The following is a 17541-nucleotide window of genomic DNA, read 5'->3' on the forward strand; positions in this document are numbered from 1 at the left end:
TGGTCCTTTCAGGAATCCTTGCTGGGGAGGGGAGTGGGGCGGGCCGGCATTGCGGTGCGCAGCTCGGTGGTCGGCCGGATCTGCTGGGCCAGCGTGGCCGATTCCGTCGCTGCGGCGGTCGCGGTCGCGATCGCCTGCGCGCGGCTGGTCTGGACAGGGCTGATTTTGGCGGCGGCGGTCGGCGTGGGCTTCGGCGGGTTTGCTGCGGTCGGTCCCGGTGTTGCCGCGGCTGGACGCGCATGCGTGCCCGGCGGCGGGGTGGACGGCTTGTGCAGCTTGCCGATCAGGTTCTCGACCACCGCCAGCTGGCCCTTGTAGAGCTCGGCCTGCGCCTTCAGCGCCTGCTCCAGCAAGGTCCGCATCGCCGAATTATGGGTGTCCGCGACATCGCGCAATTCATCCCTCAGGGACTCCGACGTGTCCATGGCCCGTTTCAGGAACGGGAAGCTTCCGCGACTGATCATGAATGCGCATCCTTTCTGAAAGTGATCTCGAGTGCATCGCCGTTCATCTTCGCGCCCGCCGTCTGCATCGCTACCAGGGCGCGGGGTAGCAGGATGACGCGCTTGAACGTACCGATACGGATGAAGAGATCCTCGTTGTCGCGGGAGATCTCCACCTTGTCCTTCGGGGCGAACCGCATCTGCACCGAAAGCCTGTGCTCATTGTCGGAGATCTTGGCAAAGCCGAACGGCGCCGTCGAAACCCGTACCTCCGCCGGATCGGCATCGCCATAGAGCTGCGCGCCGAACTCCTCGAGCCGTTCGACTCCGACCACCTCGCTCCGCTGGAACGGAATGGTCGCGATCGGCACCGGATCGAAGTAGCTGTGCACCGTCTCGATCATTGCGGTCTGCCGCTCCACCCAGTGCGAGAAATAGCCGTCGCCCTTCGGCAGCATGCGGTTCACGACGACGGTGTCAATGGCGATCCCATACAGGTTGAAGTACATGTAGGCCCGCTGGGTCTCGCGGACGACCATCTGGTCCGGCACGGTGACCAGCCGGAGCGAGGTGATGCTGGGATCATGCAGCATCGTCTCGACGCCTTCGAGCTTCTCGAACAGGCTCTGCAGCGCCGCGAAATACCCGTCCTCGGGCAGCATCATCGACTCGCCACCGAACTTCTTGGCAATCGGTCGCAACACGCTGGCGACCCGGCGATCGATTTTGAGCCGCTTGCGCACATACCAGTCGATCGAGCCGATGATCGAGACGAAGCGCAGGGACTCGCTGGTCGGCGGGCAGTCGACGACGATGACGTCATAGGTGCCCTCGCGGGCATATTGGTTGATGTGGAGGAGGGCGATGATGTCCTCCATGCCCGGCATGATCGCCGCCTCCTCGGCGACGATGCCGTCGAGCCCGCCGCCCATCAGCAGATAGGCGATGTATTTGTAGACGTCGCCCCAGTTGCGCTGCATCTCCTCCTGGACGTCGATCTCCTGGAAGTCGAGATTGTCGCGCACCTTCACCGGCTGGCCGCGCGCCGTGCTGAACAGCTCATCGCTCATGTTGAAGCTGTCGGCGAGGCTATGCGCGAGGTCGAACGACATCACGATGGTCTTGCGGCCGCTCGCGGCCAGCGCAACGGCGGTCGCCGCGGCAACCGTGGTCTTGCCGACGCCGCCTTTGCCCGAGACCATAATGATGCGCGGCTTGGCGCGCGATGGTGCAGTCCCCGTCATGAAATGCGCAACTCCGAAGCTGTCGGACCGCGCGCGCTGGATGAGTCGCGCAGCCGCTCCGCGATGGCGCGGGCGATCAACGCCACGACGGCCGGCATCGCGTGATGGATGAAGAAGTGATTGCCGTCGAACATCTCGCAAGCGAGAGGCTCTGAGGTCATGGCCTGCCAGCTCCGCAGCTCGGGCAGACCGGCAATGGGATCGCTCCGGCCGCCGATTGCCAGGATCGGGCAGGCGAGCGGGGGCCGCGCATGCCATTCATAGGTCTCGCACAGCCTGAAGTCGGCGCGGAGCGAGGGCAGCACCAGCGCCAGCAGCTCCGGTTCCTCCAGCAGCGCGGAGGGCAGGCCGCCGAGTTCCATCACCGCGGCCAGAAACTCGCGGTCGGCGAGATGCGAGATCACCGGAAACCGGCGTGGGAGGTTCGGCGCGCCGTGGCCGGACACGATCAGGAGTTCCGGGCCGCGCAATCCGCGTTCCCCCAGCGCCACCGCCAGCTCATAGGCGAGCATCGCCCCCATGCTGTGCCCGAACAATGCGTAGGGTCGGTCGAGCCAGGGTGTGATGGCCGGCACGAGCTGCGAGATCAGTGTCGCAGCATCGTCGATCGCGGGCTCCATGATGCGGCGCTCGCGACCGGGCAGGTGCACCGGCGAGAATGCGATCCTGCCCGGCAGCTTCGGCGACCACTCACCGAAGCTCGCGGCGTTGCCGCCGGCGAACGGCAAGGCGAACACGCGCAGCCGGCGCGTCGTCTCGGGCTCGCCGCCGATCCAGGCGCGGCTCCCGCCGCTCCGCGACGTCGGTGGGGTGAACAGGCTGCTCACGGCCCCGGCTCCAAGCTCGTGTCGGGCTGCAGCGCAGGCGTGATCACGTCGCGCCCCTCCGGCCCGGGTGGGACGTCGCCGATCCAACCCTGCACATGGAGCCACTGACAGATCTCGTCGACGGCAGCTTCGACATCGGTATGGGCCAGCGCCTCCTCGATCACCTTGCGCGTCTGGCCGATGTCGAACGGATGCGGCGCCGCATTGAAATACGGATCGATGCGCTTGAAATTGGTGCCGAGCAGCTGCGCGCATTGATATTCGATGATGGCGCCGCCGCCACGGATGGCCAGCCGCACCAGCAGCATCGGCTCCTTCGGCGACAGCAGCCATTGGCCGTAACCCCAGTCGGCGATGCCGTCGACGATCTCGGGCTTCACCGACAGCGGCTTGCGGCCGCAGCCGACCGAGAGCACGCTGATGCTCTCGACATCGATCGGCTGGTTGGCCGCGCGGCGCTGCTCGAACACGGCGGAGACGGCGCACATCGACGGATTGTTGGCAACCAGCCCGCCGTCGAGATAGCCGATGTCGCCGCCGGCGATGCTGGCGAAGATCGGGCTGATCACGGGAATGTTGCTGGTGCGCAGGGCGACATCGACGACTCGCTCGTCTGGCGAATAGTCGACGATGCCGGGGATGTTGTGGAACAGCCGCGGCCGCCATTGCCGCTGACGTTCGCCGGCATGCTCGTGGTGCAACTGGAACGCGGGCACGATGACGCGGCGCTTGAGATCGCTCAGCCGGGTATCGGGGCCGAAATAGCTGACGAGGAAGTCGATCATCCGCTGCCGGTCGTCGAATGCCTTGGCGCCGACGAAGCCGGCGGCGAGGCGGGTCGGCTTGAAGGTGAAGGTGGTGTCGAGGATATGCTCCCAGAAGCCCAGCGCACCCTCGATGCCGTGATCGGGATCGTCATGGGCCGCGAGGAACAGCGCATTCAGTCCGCCTGCGGACGTGCCGGCGATGATGTCGGCGCGATCGAGGAAATGGCCGCCATGGCGTCCCACGCGGTCGGCGGTGCGGCGCAGCACCTCGGCCGTGACATAGCCGCTGATGCCGCCATCCATGGCGAGGATGCGCTGATGTGTCATGGCTGCGCTCCATCGCGTGTGGCCAGTCCATCGGTGATTGCGTGAGCGAGGGCTGTGACGGACTTGCGCCCGAGCAGCGTGAGATGCGCGGCGCTCACCACGCGAATTTCGGGGGCGATCGTCAGATGCGCCGCGACGGTTGCGACCAGCGGATCATCGGCTGCGATCGCACCGTCGACGCTGGCGCGGACGATCAGCGTCGGTCCGCCGAATGCGCCTGGCGTGTAGTTGAGCCAGGCGCGGCTGAGCGCGGTGAAGCACGCCCAGCGGCTGATCAGCTCGCGGGCCAGGCCCAGCACGACGCGCGCGGTCCCGGTATTGCGATCGCCGGCCAGCCGCGCGAGATCGGTGATGTCGGCGGGCGAGCGCGGAATGCTGCGCAGCAATTCGCGGCCGAGCCCCACGGCAAGGGCGCCGACACGCAGCCGACTGCGCGTGCGGCTCTGCCAGGGCAGGCCGGCATCGATCAGCACGAGTTGGACCTGCTCGCCCGCGTCGTCCAGTTGCCGCGCCATCTCGAAGGCGATGGCGCCGCCGAGCGACCAGCCGCCGACGCGGTAGGGACCGCGTGGCGCGACCTTGCGCATCAGCGCGACATAGCTCGCGGCGAGCGTGACGAGATCTCCGGCCTGGGCGGCCGGCGGTGCCTCGAGGCCGAACACGGGCCAGTCGGCTGGCAGCGCGTCGGCGAGAGCGCCGTAGCCAAGTGACGTCCCGATCGCGGGATGGACCAGGAACAGCGGCGCTGCAGATCCGCTGCGGCGGAACGGCAGCAGCTGGCTTGGCAGGTCCGCCGCGTCGTCCTCGGATGCGAGCGCGCGGGCGATCTGCGCGATGCTCGATCTCGCAAACAGAATAGGGAGAGGCAGCTCGCGGCCGGTCGCGCGCTGCAGCCGGTCCCGCAGGGTCAGCAGCAGCAGCGAATGGCCACCGAGAGTGAAGAAGTCGGCATCTGGATCGAGCTCCGCGGACCGCGCGGCATCACGCCCGAGCACGTCGGCGACGATGGTGGCAATCTGCAACTCGGCCGGACCGGTCGGCGTCGCACGGCGTGAGCCAACTGCAACATCGGGCAAAGCGAGCAGCGCCGTCATATCGAGCTTGCCGTGACGCGTGCGCGGCATGGTCGGCACCGCCACAATCCGGTCGGGCACGAGATATGCGGGAAGACGCTGGCGCAGGTATTCAACGAGCGAGGCGCCGTCGAGCTTGGCGGAGCCGCGCGCCGCGGCGAAAGCCACGAGACACCCCTCACGCAGCGTGACGGCGGCCTCGGCGACATCGGGATGGCGCTCCAGCGCGGCCTCGATCTCGGCGGGCTCGATGCGGTGACCGCGCAGCTTCAGCTGCTGATCGGTCCGGCCAAGATAGGCGATCCGTCCGTCGGGCTGCAGCCGGCCGCGATCGCCGGTGAGGTAGAAGCGCTCGCCGGGCGCAAGGCGGAGGTCGGTGCGGAATCGCGTGACCGTCCGCTGGACGTCGCCGAGATAGCCGCGCGCGAGGCCAATGCCGCCGATCGCGATCTGGCCGATGATGCCGTGGGGCAACGCGGCGCCCTTGGCATCGACGACGGCGACGCTATGGCCGCGGATCGGTCGGCCGATCGTCGGCATCGCATCGTCTTCAACTCGCTCGATCGTGCTCCAGACCGCGGTCTCGGTCGGGCCATAGGCGTTGAACAGATCGACCGCGCTGGCCCATGCGCCGAGGCCGCCGGGGCAGGCTTCACCGGCCACGACGACCGTGCGCAGCGAGGGATGATCCTCGGGACGAAGATGCTGCAGCATCGTCGGCGGCAGCGTCACATGGGTCGCGCGACCGGCGCGGATGCGGGCTGACACGGAGAGCCGGTCAAGCGTATCGCCCTGGTCGGGCAGCAGCAGAGTGCCGCCATGCGCCAGCGCCATCACGACTTCGAAGATGAATGCATCGAAGCTGATCGCGGCGAACTGCAGCACCCGCGCGTCCGTGCCATCGGAAATGATGTCGTCGGCCTGGGCGCCGGCGAGATTGGCGAGGCCGCCATGCTCGACCAGCACGCCCTTCGGACGACCGGTGCTGCCGGAGGTGTAGATGAGATAAGCGAGCTGGCCGGCCGCCGGCAGCGGCGAGGATCCCGGCTCGGCCGTCGCCAGCAGCTCGATCACCGAGGCTTGCGGCACATCGACGGCGAGTTGCTGGGGCTCGGGCGACGTGGTCAGCAGCAGTGCCGGACGCGCATCAGTAACGAGCTCGCCAATGCGCGCCGGCGGCAGATCGTGGGCGAGCGGCAGATAGCAGCGGCCGCTGCGCCAGATCGCCAAGAGTGCAACGATCAGCTCTGGTGACGAGGGGCCGAGCACCGCCACGACCGTGCCATCCGGCGTGAGCTCGGTGAGCGCCGCCGCCAGTCTTTCGACATCAGATGTGAGCTCGCCGTAGCTGATCTCGTCGCCGCGGCAGATCATGGCGGGATGGCCGGGGCAGGCGGCGGCGTGGCGCGCAAACCGTTCGGGCAGACTCACATAGGGCAGCGCAGGAAGGCCCTCCGCTTGCTTCGTCAGCGCATCGCGCTCGGCAGGCGTGATCAAGGCGAGATCCGCGACCGCGGTCGCCGGACGCGTGACGGCATTGGCGAGCAGCGTCCGGAACCGCGCGGCAAAAGCCTCCATGCTGTCGCGCGAAAACAGACTCGCCGCGTAGGTCAGCACGCCGCGCCAGCCACCGGCACCATCGGGGAACAGGTGCAGCTCGAGATCGAAGCGAGTCGCTTTGTAGTCGGCCGAGAGGATCGTGACCGTGCCGTCGCCGAGCCGGCCCTGCGCCGGAAAGTCCGGCTGCACCGACAGCGCGACCTGCACCAGCGGGTTGCGCGAGGGATTGCGCGGCGGATTGAGCGCCTCGACCAGCCGGTCGAACGGGGTCAGTGCGTGGTCGAGCGCGGCAAACGCGACCCGATGCGTCTGCTTGAGGAGATCGGCGAAGCTGCGCTCCGGATCGAGCCGCTGCCGCATCACCAGCGTGTTGACGAAGAAGCCGATCAGCGGCTCCAGCTCCGGACGCTGCCGGTTGGCGGTGACCGAGCCGACCGCGAGATCGTGCTCCCCGGTGTAGCGATGCAGCAGGGCGGTGAAGGCGGCGAGAAACACCGCAAAGGCCGAGGTGCCGTGCTGGCGCGCGAGCGCATCGATCAGCCGGCCATGCTGCGGCGGGATCGCGATGGCGACGGCATCGCCGGTGTGGCTCTGCTGCGGCGACCGCGGCCGGTCGGTCGGAAGCTCCGTCGATGGCAGCTCGGCCAGAGTCTGGCGCCACCAATCCAGCTCGTCCCCAAGGCGCGGGTCGTTCTCCGCCTCTTGAAAAGCGAGGTCGGCGTAGTCGATGGCCAGCGGCGGCAGCGTCTCACCACGATAGAGCGCCTCGAGGTCGCGCAGCAGCACGCCGACGCTCCAGCCGTCGGTGATGATGTGGTGCAGATTGAGCAGCAGCGCATGGTCGCGCTCGCCCAGTCTGACCAGCTCGGCGCTGATCAGCGGGGCACGACTCAGGTCGAACCGGTGCTGGGCGTGACGTACCACGGAGGCCGCGAGCGTCTGCTCACGCTGCTCGGTGGTGAGCCCCGACAGATCGCCGCGGTCGAGCGCAAAGTCGACGCTCGGTGCGATGAATTGATAGGGCTCGCCGTCGCGCTCGCCGAACGAGGTGCGCAGCACGGCGTGCCGTGCGATCAGCGCGCGCAGCGCGGCCTCGAGGCGGTCTGCATCAATCTGCCCGCCGAGCCGGAGCGGTAGCGGCGAGTTGTAGGCGTAGTCGCCGGGTGACAAGCGGTCGAGGAACCACAGCCGGCGCTGGGCAGCGGTCAGCGGCGCTGTGCCGCCAGTCGGTGGCAACACCTTGGCGATGGGCGAGAGCCTGGCCTGCGGCGCACGCGCGGCGGCGAGCTGCGCATCGAGCGCCGCCCGTTGCGCAGGCGACAGCTGTCGCAGCCGTTCGGCGATGTCAGCTGCCGCCGTCATGACGCCAACGCCTCCGGTACGCCTTGGCCTGCGAGCTGATCGAGCCCGTCGAGCAGCGCGGTCAACGTCGCCTTGTCTGCCGTCTCGGTCAGCGCCTGACCGATGCTGAGGGCGAGACCTGCAACCGTCGGCGTGGCAAAGAACGTCTTCAGCGACAGCCGAACGCCGAACTGTTCGGTGATGCGCGCCAGCAGTTGCACGGCGCGCAGCGAATGACCGCCGAGATCGAAGAAATTGTCGTCGGCGCCGATGCGATCGATGCCTAGCAACTGGCCCCATAACGCCGAAAGCCTGGTCTCGATCTCGCCCTCGGGCGCGCGATAGGCGGTCCGGCGTTGCGACGTCAGCGTCTGCGGTGCGCCGGCCGCCTCGGCGTTCGCATCGCGCGCGATCCAGATCTGGCGGCGCTGTGCGAGGTCGCCGCGGGTCACGACGAACTGCTCGGCCTCGCCCTGCAGGATGATGCGCATGATCGCGGCGAGGCTCTCGGCCGGACGCATCGCGAACGCATCCATGCTGGTGCCGGAGCCAGCCACGAGCTCATCGTCGCGGGTGAGCCAGCGATCCCAGTTGGTGCTGATCCAATCCGTGGGCCCGCGGCGGCTGCGCAGCGCGGCGGCGGCATCAAGAACCTGGTTGGCGGCGGAGTAGGCGGCGAAACCGAGGCCGCCGAGAACGGCGGCGTTGGACGACAGCAGCACGACGAAGCACGGCGGAGCCTTGCAGGCCGCGACCGCCGCGTCGAGGCCGTCGAGCCCAGCGAGCTTCGGCGCGAATTGTGCTGCTACATCGTCCGGCGTGAGCTGGAGGATCGGACTGATCAGGGCGGTGCCGCTGGTCACGGCCGCCCCGTGAATGATCCCGGCGACGGGACCATGATCGCGTTCGAGGGCCGCTAGGGCCTGCGCCATGGCGGCGGGATCGGCGACGTCAGCGGCAACGACCGTGATCGGCAAGCCCTCGCTCTGCCACTGGCGCTGCGCGGCAAGGCGTTCGGCCAGCCGTGGATCGCTCGCGTCCACGCCATCGTCGTGTGGCGAAGCGGGCCGCACGATCAGCGCCACCCGCGCGCCGAACTGGCGCGCGAGATGACCGGCGAGCAGGCGCCCGACACGGCCGAGCCCGCCCGTGATCACGACGAGATCGCCGGGCGCAACATTGCGGATCGATGCTGCGTCGGCCGTGAGCTGCACGGGCGTGTAGTCCTTCAGCCAGCGGCGGCGGCCGCGCCAGGCGACCACGGGCTCCAACGTGTCGGCGGCGAGTTCGCGCATCAGGCCGTCGATGGCAGCTTCTGCGGACGCCGAGCGATCGAGATCGACCACGCTCACCTCACAGCCCGGGAATTCCTGCGGCAGCACCTGAGCCACGCCGAGGACGGTCGCCCGCGCTGCGATCAGCTCGTCGGTCGTATCGACCAGCATGGCATGGTGCGTGCCGATGACGATGCGCGCGGGCGGTGTGCATCCGGCCGTCGCGCAGCCCTGCATCAGGGCGACGATGCTCATGAAGCCGGCGTCGACCTCCGCTGCGGCGCTCTGCTCAGCGCCCACGTTCCAGAGATGAACAACCGTCGCAGGTGCGATACCCGCTGCAATCAAAAGCAGGCCGAAATCCTCCGCCGAGCCGGGACGGATCTGAAACGCATCCTGCTCGTCGATGGCAAAGCCGTCCCCGGAGCGGACGCGTAGCACGGGATCATGGCCGGCTTTGCGCAGCTGTTCGATCACGCCGGCCGCAATGGCACTGCCGTCATCGAATACCAGGGCGGCGCCATAAGCCGTGACGGCGCGCGGCACAGGCGGCAGAGCTCTGCGCCACGCTGGCAGATAGAACCAATCGTCGATCGGCTTGTCGGCCGCGACGGTGCGGCGCTCGCCCGCCGCCGGCGGATCGATCCACAGCCGGTTGCGCGTGAACGGATAGGTCGGCAGCGGCACACGTACGCCGTCGGCGACGCCCGCCATCGAGGAGAGGTCGACGTCGACGCCCGCACACCACATTTGGGCGGCGGCGGTCAGCAGCACGGCCTTGTCGTCATCGGCGAGGCTGGCCTTGCGCAGCGAGGTCACGCGATGATGGCTCGCGCCATAGGCCGGATGCTGCGCGGCCAGCATCGTGCAGGCCTCGCCCGGACCGCACTCGATCAGCACCAGATCGGGTTCGCGCAGCAGTGTCGCGAGCGCGCGATCGAAACGGACGGTCTGGCGCAGATGTCTGACCCAGTAGTCGGCCGTCAGCTCGTCAGGGCGCAGCCAATCGCCTGTCAGGCTCGAGATGATCGGACATGACGGCGTCCGCTGCGGCACGCTCGCGAAGGCGGCCGCGAACTCCGGCATGACCGCATCGATCGCGCGGGAGTGGCCGCCGACATTGAGAACGAGGCGCTGAGTGCGGATGCCCTGGATGTCCAGACTGCGTTCGAGCTGATCGATCGCAGCGATCGGCCCTGAAACCGTGCACAGCGCAGGCCCATTGATGGCGGCGAGATCGATCTCCGGACCGGCCAGCGCCATCGCCGCGTCGCTCGACGCCATGACGGCCAGCATGGCGCCGCCGGCATTCGTGTCCTGCAGTGCCGAGCGCAAGGCGACGATGCGAGCCGCGTCCGCGAGCGTGAACACGCCGCCCAGCGTGGCCGCGGCATATTCACCGAGACTGTGGCCGAGCATGATGTCGGCTTTGACGCCGCGCGCCTGCCACAGCCGCCCCATCGCGTAGGACACCGCGAAAGTCGCGGGCAGGGTGATCCGGGCGCTACGATCGGCCGGCGCATCGGAGGCATCGCGGATCAGCGGCAGGATATCGACGCCGGCGGCGCGAAGAAGCGCTGCGACTTCGAGAAGGGCCTCGCGGAACGCCGGCTCCTGGTCGAGCAGCCCGCGCGCCATGCCGGGATAGGCGACACCGCCGCCCGGAAACAGAAGAGCGCATTTCGGTCGCATCAGCGCGCGCGCCGCGACGCGGCGGCCGCTGCTGTCGCCCGACAAGGCCGCGGTGGCCTCGTTGGCATCACGCGCAATGATCGCACGGCGCTGCTCATGGGCGGTGCGTCCGACCTGCTGCGTATAGGCCGCGTCGGCCAGCGTGAGATGTCCGTCGGTCAGCCGGCCAGCAAGCGCTGCGCCCAGCCGGTCGAGGCCGTTCTCCTCGCGCGCCGAGAGGGGCAGCACGCGCCAGCTGCCATCTTGCCCCATGCGCCGCGATGGCGCGAAGCTCTCGACCACGACATGGGCGTTGGTGCCGCCGATGCCGAAGGCGCTGATTCCGGCGCGGCGCACCTCGTCAGTCCATGGCTTGGACTCGGTGGCGAGATAGAACGGGCTGCCGGCGAAGTTGATCGCGGGGTTCGGCGTGTTGACGTTGATCGTCGGCGGAATGATGCCGTCGCGCACCGCGCACACCGCCTTGATCAGTCCGGCCACGCCCGCGGCGGCGTCGAGATGCCCGACATTGCCCTTCAGGCTGCCCAGCGCACAGAAGCCGTTGCGCTCTGTCGTCTCGCGGAACGCCTGCGTCAGCGCGCTGACCTCGATCGGGTCGCCGAGTCGCGTGCCGGTGCCATGGGCCTCGATCAGGCCGATCTGGTCGGCGGTGATCCCTGCGAGCTGCTGCGCCAGCAGCACCGCCTCGCCCTGTCCTTCCACGCTCGGCGCGGTGAAGCTCATCTTGCGCCCGCCATCATTGTTGATGGCGCTGCCGCGGATCACGGCATGGATCATGTCGCCATCGGCGAGCGCCTCCGACAGGCGCTTGAGCACGACCATCGCGGCGGCGTTACCGGGCACAATGCCGTCGCCGGCGGCGTCGAACGGCCGGCAATGGCCATCGCGGGAGAGCACCGACCCCTCCTGGTGCAGATAGCCGCCGGTCAGCGGCAGGCTGACGGTGACGCCACCCGCCAGCGCGACATCGCATTCGAAGGCGAGCAGGGCGCGGCAGGCCATGTGCACGGCGACCAGGGACGTCGAGCATCCCGTTTGCACGTCGACGGCAGGGCCGTGCAGATCGAGCTTGAACGCCAGCCGCGTCGCGAGAAAATCCTTCTCGTTGCCGATGAAGATCTGGTCGTCGCCTTCGGCCGCGTGCGGATTGTCGGTCAGGTTCGACAGCCAATAGCCCGCGCGCGCGGCACCGGCGAAGACGCCGGTCCAGCCGGCGATGCCGCCTTTGCGATAGCCGGCGCTTTCGAGCGCGGCATGGCCGACCTCAAGCAGCAGCCGATGCTGCGGGTCCATCAGCATCGCCTCGCGCGGCGCGTAGCCGAAGAATTCGTGGTCGAAGCAGTCGGCGTCCTCGAGCACGGCCTTGGCGCGGACATAGTCCGGCCGCGCGGCGAGCGAGGCGGGAACGCCCGCCTTCTTCAGGTCGTCGTCGCTCAACGGCCGTACGGCCTCGAGGCCGGCCTGGAGATTGCGCCAGAACGTCTCGATGTCCGGCGCGCCGGGAAAACGCCCGGCCATGCCGATGACCGCGATCGCCTCGCGCGTGCTCTGGTCGCTCCCGGTCATCGCAGCCCCTCGCCACGCATGCGCTGGGCGCGGCCGCGGATGCTGCTCGCCGCACTCACTTGGGCAGGCTGGGCTGCGGCACCGATATGACGCGCTAGCGCTGCCACGGTCGGAAACTGAAACAGATCGGCGATCGCCAGCGGCACCGCGAACTGGCTCACCAGCTTGTCGTAGGCTTCCACCAGCAGCAGCGAATTGCCGCCGAGCTCGAAGAAGGTGCTGTCGCAGTCGATGTCGTCGCGGCGAAGCACGGCGCGCCAGATCGCCGCAATGGCCTGTTCGGTCGCGCCGCATGGCGCGAGGTGGTCCTGCGTCGCCGCCGCGAACGGCTGGCCCGACGCGACAAGCGCGGCTCGGTCGATCTTGCCGTTGCCGGACAGCGGCAGCCCCGCGAGCTTCAGGAAGCGGGCCGGCATCATGTAGTCCGGCAGGCGGGGCCGCAGCCAATCGCGCAGCGCATGGGGCAGCAGAGACGCCGAGCCAGCGACGACGTAGGCCGCAAGCTGGCGATGGCCGGCCGCATCGGTCTCGGCGACCACGGCGCAGCCGGCGACATCCGGATGGGCCGCGAGCACGACCTCGATCTCGCCGGGCTCGACGCGATAGCCGCGGATCTTGATCTGGCCGTCACGGCGGCCGAGGAAGGCGAGGCGGCCGTCGCGGTTCAGCTTGACCAGGTCACCGGTGCGGTACATGCGCGCGCCGGCATCGGCCGCGAAGGGATCGCGCACGAAGCGATCCGCCATCGTTTCGTCCGCACCGAGATAGCCGTCAGCCACCTGGACGCCGCCGATGCAGAGTTCGCCGGCAATGCCGAACGGCTGGATCCGCCCCTCGGCATCGAGCACGTAGAGGCGATTGCCGGGCAATGCGCGGCCCGCGGATGGCAGCCGCGGCCAGCGCGCCGCATCGCCATCGAGCACGTCCTCGCTCACGACATGGGTCTCGGCCGGACCATATTGGTTGATCAGCTGCAGGCCGCGATGAGCCAGGAAGAAAGCGCTGACATCCTGAGTGAGCTGGGGCTGCTCGCCTGCGGTGACGATCTCGCGCAGCGAGGCGAGGCGCTGTCCCGAGGCGGCGACACCCCGCACCAGAAGCGTCAGCAGCGCGAAGGGCATGAAGACGCGCTCGACCTGCTCCCGCGCGATCAGGGCCGCCAGCGCTCGCGGATCGCGGCGCTGTGTCTCCGAGGCTGATATCAGCATGCCGCCCGTGAGCAGCGTGAACAGCACCTCCTGGATCGCGACGTCGAAGCCGACCGCGGAAGCCTGCAGCGTCCGCATCGGCTGCGGGCGCCGGGCGAGCTGAGTTGCCATCAGGTTGGCGAACGCTTGCACAGGCATGCGGATGCCCTTCGGCACACCCGTCGATCCCGAGGTGAAGACGATGTAGAGCGGCGCGTCTCCACGCGGCGCGGGTGAGACTTGTGCGTCGGCGACGCTGGCGATCAAGGCCGCGATTGCTGTGCGTGGCGTATCGATCGTGGAGCACGGATCCTGTTCGTCCGCGCACAGCATGAGCGCCGCATGAGCCAGCTTGATCTGCTGCGCCAGACGCAACGGCGGCAGCTCTGGATCGATCGGCACAAAGGTGAAGCCGAAGCGGACGCAGGCGAGCATGGCGCAGACGAGATCCCGACCGCGCGGCAGCACCAGCGCGATCACGTCTCCTGGGACGAGCCCGCGCGCGCACAAGGCCGACCCGATTCTGTCGGCACGTTCGAAGAGTTGATCGTAGGTGAGGTCGGGGCCGCCCGCGTCACGCAATGCGGGCCGTCGGGCGAAGCGGTGGCGTGCTTCAGCCAGCAATGCAAGAAGGTCAACCTCCGGCGCTGGTCCGCCGTTTCCGGCGGCGATGACCTCGGCTTGCGATTGCAGGTCGAGCAGCGGGACTTCGGCCAGCGGCCTGTCGGGCTCGGCCAGCGCGGCCGTGAGCCAGACCTTCAGCATGGCGACGAACGCGGTCATCGTCACGCGATCGAACAGGTCGCTGTTGTAGAACAGCGTGCCGGTCAGCCCGGCGTCGACATCGCGCGCGCCGGTCCAGCTCTGCCGCCCGTCCCACAGATGCAGCTCGAGATCGAACCGCGAGGCGGGCAGGCGGTAGGGGAAGGCCGCGGTCGCCAGACCATCGAGCTGCAGCGGCAGCATCGGTGTGTTCTGCAGCGCGAACAGCACCTGCACCAAGGGATTGCGGCTGGTGTCGCGGGGCAAATCGAGCTCCTCGACCAGCTTCTCGAACGGCAGCTCCTGATGCGCCTGGGCCTGCGTCATCGCCTCGCCGGTACCGCGGACGAGATCGCGAAAATCCCTCGCCTGCTGCAGATCGAGCCGGATCGCCAGCGTGTTGACGAAGAAGCCGATCAGGTTTTCCAGCGCCGGATCGATGCGGCCGGCGACCGGCGTGCCGATCGCGAAGTCGTTCTGTCCTGAGAGCCGGCCGAGCACGGCGCGGAACGCGGCGAGCAGCACGCAATAGAGCGTCGTCGATTGTCGTCGCGCCAGCTCGCGCGCCGACGCGACGAGTTGCGGCGCGAGGCTCACGTCGATCGCATCACCGCGCAGCCGGGCGAGCGCCGGTCGCGGTCGGTCGAGCGGCAGGTCGAGCGCGGGAACGCTGTTGAGCGTCCTGGTCCAGAAGTCGAGCAGTTGCTGCAGCCGGGCGCCGCTCAGCTCGCGGCGTTGCGCGGTACTGAAGCTTGCGTAATCCGTGGAGAGTGGTGCGAGGCTTGGGCTTTGCCCTTGTCGCCGCGCCGTATACGCAGCCGCAAGATCGCGATTGAACACCGCCAGCGACCAGCCATCGGCGCAGATGTGGTGCAGCACGACGACCAAGACATGCCGCTCTGGTGCGAGCCGGATCAATCTGGCGCGAATGACCGCGCCGCCGAGGTCGAATGGCGTCGCCACCTCGTCATCGACCAGCGCGCGCGCCTCGCGCTCGTTGGCCGCATCGACCACCGGCATCGCAATGCGCATCGCGGGCCGCACCGTCTGCACCGCACGCCCGTCGATCTCGGCGAACACGGTTCGCAGCGGCGCATGCCGGGCCACGAGATCGTTCAGCGCTTCCGTCAGCCCTGCGACGTCGAGCGGTCCGCTAAGATCGAATGCGCCGGGAATGTTGTAGGCCGGGCCGCCGGGATTGAGCCGGTCGAGAAACCACAGCCGCTGCTGCGCGAACGACAGGGGATAGCTGTGCGACTGGTCGACGCGGCGGCTGAGCAGCTCCGCCAGCAGCGCGCGCTGCTCGGCCGATGACATCTTGCTCAAATCGGGGTTGAGCCGCGCGGCGGTCATGTCGGTTGACCCTCCGCCAGCAACCGTTCGAGCATCCGGTTCACCTCATCGCCAGACATCACCTCGACCATGCGGCGCGCTTCCTCGCTGACCGGCCGCGTCAGATCCGCTGGCGAGGCTTGTGTCGCGACGAGGCGATCGAGCGCGGCGGCCAGCCGGACCGGTGTCGCGTGTGCGAACAAGAGATCGGGCGTTACCGGCAGCGCAAAGCGCGATCGCAGCCGTGAGACCACCTGGATTGCCTGCAGCGAGTCCCCGCCGAGATCGAAGAAATCGCCGTCATGCGCCAGGTCGGCGCGTCCCAGCACCTCGGCGAAGATGTCGCGGATGCCGCGCACGCGGTCCGTCTCGTCGACGGCATTTTTCTCAGCGGTCGCCGTATCGCCGGCCAGCGCGGTCCAGTTGGCGAGGCGCTGGTCGAGCGCGCCGCCGCAGACGACGATCTGACCGGTCAATCCGCCGGCGACGACCCGCTCGATGGCGTCGACGGCCCGCGACGTCGTCAGCGCGTAGCGCGCCGTGGCCACGTCGTCGGCCTGCAGTCCTTCCGCCCATGCGTCCCAGCACAGCGATGCCCAGCGGCCGCTCGCTTCCGCATAGGCGTCGAGCCAGGCATTCGCTGCGGCATAGGACGCGAAGCCGAGGCCGCCGAGCACCGAGGCCAGCGACGACATCAGAATGCGAACGCTCAGATCGCGATGGCCGAGCACCTTTTCGAGGGCCTGCAGCCCCGCGACTTTTGCCGCCAGCATGCGCTGCGAGGTCGCATCATCGGTATCGGGGATGGAGGCGAAGGCGCGCGTCTCCGCCGCCATATGGATGATGCCATCGACCGGTCCGAACGTCGCCTCGGCGGACCTGACGGCCTGTGTGAGCGCATCCGTATCGGTCACATCGCAGGAGAGCGCCTCAGCCGCGCCGCCCATGTCCGTCACTGCGGCGAGCCGCTGGCCGAGGTCATCGGGCACCGAGCGTCCGACCAGCGACAGCCGGGCACCGTACCTGCTGGCGAGCTCGCGCGCGACCGTCAGGCCGAGCCGGCCGAGGCCACCGGTGACGAGATAGTGCCCGTCGAGCCGAATCCGCTGATCGATCGCGCCGGCGGGGCGGAAGCTGCGTTCCAGCAGCCGGTTGCCACGAAGAGCCGAGATGGCCGCGCTTGGTGCGGCGCAGGCCGCGGTGACAGCGGCGTCCTGGACATCTTGACCGATGTCGATGATCCGCACTTTGACGTTCGGCTGCTCCTGACCGAGCACGATCGCTGGCCCGAGCAGCAGCGCCGCGTCGGGATCCGGACGGTCGGTGCTATCGACGGCAAAGACACGACGCGCGGCGACAATCACGTCGATCGGCGCGGCCACATTGGCGGCATGAAGCGCAGCTCCGATCCGGAGCAGCGACGCGTAGCCGAGCTCGCGCCGATCGCTGCCGTCGTCGTGAAGCAGTGCGAGGTGAAGGATGCGATCGGGCGCGCCTGCGCGCAGACGGTCGGTCATGTCGCGCTGGTTGGCGGTCGCGGGCAGCTGGACCAGGCGTCCATTGGCGCGATCGACGGCGGCAGCAATGGTCCGCGTCATCTCACTCCGCGCCGGACCGATGATCCATGTCGTTCCGGCCAGGGCCTGCGCGCCGCGTCGTGGCCTGCGCTCCCAGGTCGGCAGAAACAGCACCTCGCGCGATTCCGACGGTGCGCTCGCCTCCGGCTGCGCTGTCGTCGGTGCGAGATCGGTGATCATGTCGACGGCGTAACGCGTGGCGCGGAACGGATAGGGCGGCAGCGACACGAGCTGTCGTTTGCGGCCGGCATTGAAGGCGTGCCAATCGATCTCGCAACCCTGGACATAGAGCTCTGCGATTGCGGTGATGGTCGCACGCGCGTCGTCGCTCCCATGCGGCAGCGTGGCCACGATCTCCATCTCGGGAGAGCGCGCGGCGTGACGGCGCGCGAAGCCGCCGAGCGTTCGTCCCGGTCCCACCTCGACCAGGATGTGAGGGCCCTCGGCCAGGATCGTGCTCAGGCCGTCCTGGAAGCGCACGGGCGAGAGCGCCTGGGCGATCCAGTAGTCGGGATCACACGCCTCCGCGGCGCTCAACCAGCCGCCATGCAGGTTGGAAGCGATCGGGA

General features: G+C 68.7%; 8 protein-coding genes. All 8 read right to left on the bottom strand.

Annotated features, from left to right (window positions below):
• Window positions 1-8: 8 nt before the first annotated feature.
• Window positions 9-464 (bottom strand): hypothetical protein, encoded by a 456-nt coding sequence (locus BRAO375_RS33570; RefSeq protein WP_009031868.1) that lies wholly within the window; start codon window positions 462-464, stop codon window positions 9-11.
• Window positions 461-1687 (bottom strand): ArsA family ATPase, encoded by a 1227-nt coding sequence (locus tag BRAO375_RS33575; protein WP_009031869.1) that lies wholly within the window; start codon window positions 1685-1687, stop codon window positions 461-463. Before BRAO375_RS33575 ends, BRAO375_RS33570 begins: the two co-directional genes overlap by 4 nt.
• The gene (locus BRAO375_RS33580) at window positions 1684-2514 is read right to left on the bottom strand and encodes a thioesterase II family protein (protein WP_009031870.1); all 831 of its coding nucleotides are present in this window, start codon (window positions 2512-2514) and stop codon (window positions 1684-1686) included. The genes BRAO375_RS33575 and BRAO375_RS33580 overlap by 4 nt, the downstream gene beginning before the upstream one ends.
• Window positions 2511-3608, bottom strand: a complete 1098-nt coding sequence (locus BRAO375_RS33585) for a patatin-like phospholipase family protein (RefSeq protein WP_009031871.1) — start codon at window positions 3606-3608, stop codon at window positions 2511-2513. Before BRAO375_RS33585 ends, BRAO375_RS33580 begins: the two co-directional genes overlap by 4 nt.
• On the bottom strand, window positions 3605-7603 hold the full coding sequence (locus BRAO375_RS33590; RefSeq protein ID WP_009031872.1) for a non-ribosomal peptide synthetase: 3999 nt from the start codon (window positions 7601-7603) through the stop codon (window positions 3605-3607). The genes BRAO375_RS33585 and BRAO375_RS33590 overlap by 4 nt, the downstream gene beginning before the upstream one ends.
• The gene (locus tag BRAO375_RS33595) at window positions 7600-12114 is read right to left on the bottom strand and encodes a type I polyketide synthase (protein ID WP_009031873.1); all 4515 of its coding nucleotides are present in this window, start codon (window positions 12112-12114) and stop codon (window positions 7600-7602) included. The genes BRAO375_RS33590 and BRAO375_RS33595 overlap by 4 nt, the downstream gene beginning before the upstream one ends.
• Window positions 12111-15416 carry a non-ribosomal peptide synthetase gene (locus BRAO375_RS33600; RefSeq protein WP_009031874.1) on the bottom strand — a complete coding sequence of 1102 codons (3306 nt, stop codon included), beginning with the start codon at window positions 15414-15416 and terminating at the stop codon, window positions 12111-12113. Before BRAO375_RS33600 ends, BRAO375_RS33595 begins: the two co-directional genes overlap by 4 nt.
• A partial coding sequence (locus BRAO375_RS33605) for a beta-ketoacyl reductase (protein ID WP_035643461.1) occupies window positions 15413-17541 on the bottom strand: 2129 nt, incomplete at its 5' end. The genes BRAO375_RS33605 and BRAO375_RS33600, both read right to left, overlap by 4 nt.

It is taken from the genome of Bradyrhizobium sp. ORS 375, assembly GCF_000239775.1.
Classification (GTDB): Bacteria; Pseudomonadota; Alphaproteobacteria; order Rhizobiales; family Xanthobacteraceae; genus Bradyrhizobium.

Bases quoted from the DNA above. Each gene is read 5' to 3' on its own strand.
- BRAO375_RS33570 (WP_009031868.1), bottom strand. From the start codon at position 464: ATGATCAGTCGCGGAAGCTTCCCGTTCCTGAAACGGGCCATGGACACG.
- BRAO375_RS33575 (WP_009031869.1), bottom strand. From the start codon at position 1,687: ATGACGGGGACTGCACCATCGCGCGCCAAGCCGCGCATCATTATGGTC.
- BRAO375_RS33585 (WP_009031871.1), bottom strand. From the start codon at position 3,608: ATGACACATCAGCGCATCCTCGCCATGGATGGCGGCATCAGCGGCTAT.
- BRAO375_RS33590 (WP_009031872.1), bottom strand. From the start codon at position 7,603: ATGACGGCGGCAGCTGACATCGCCGAACGGCTGCGACAGCTGTCGCCT.
- BRAO375_RS33595 (WP_009031873.1), bottom strand. From the start codon at position 12,114: ATGACCGGGAGCGACCAGAGCACGCGCGAGGCGATCGCGGTCATCGGC.
- BRAO375_RS33600 (WP_009031874.1), bottom strand. From the start codon at position 15,416: ATGACCGCCGCGCGGCTCAACCCCGATTTGAGCAAGATGTCATCGGCC.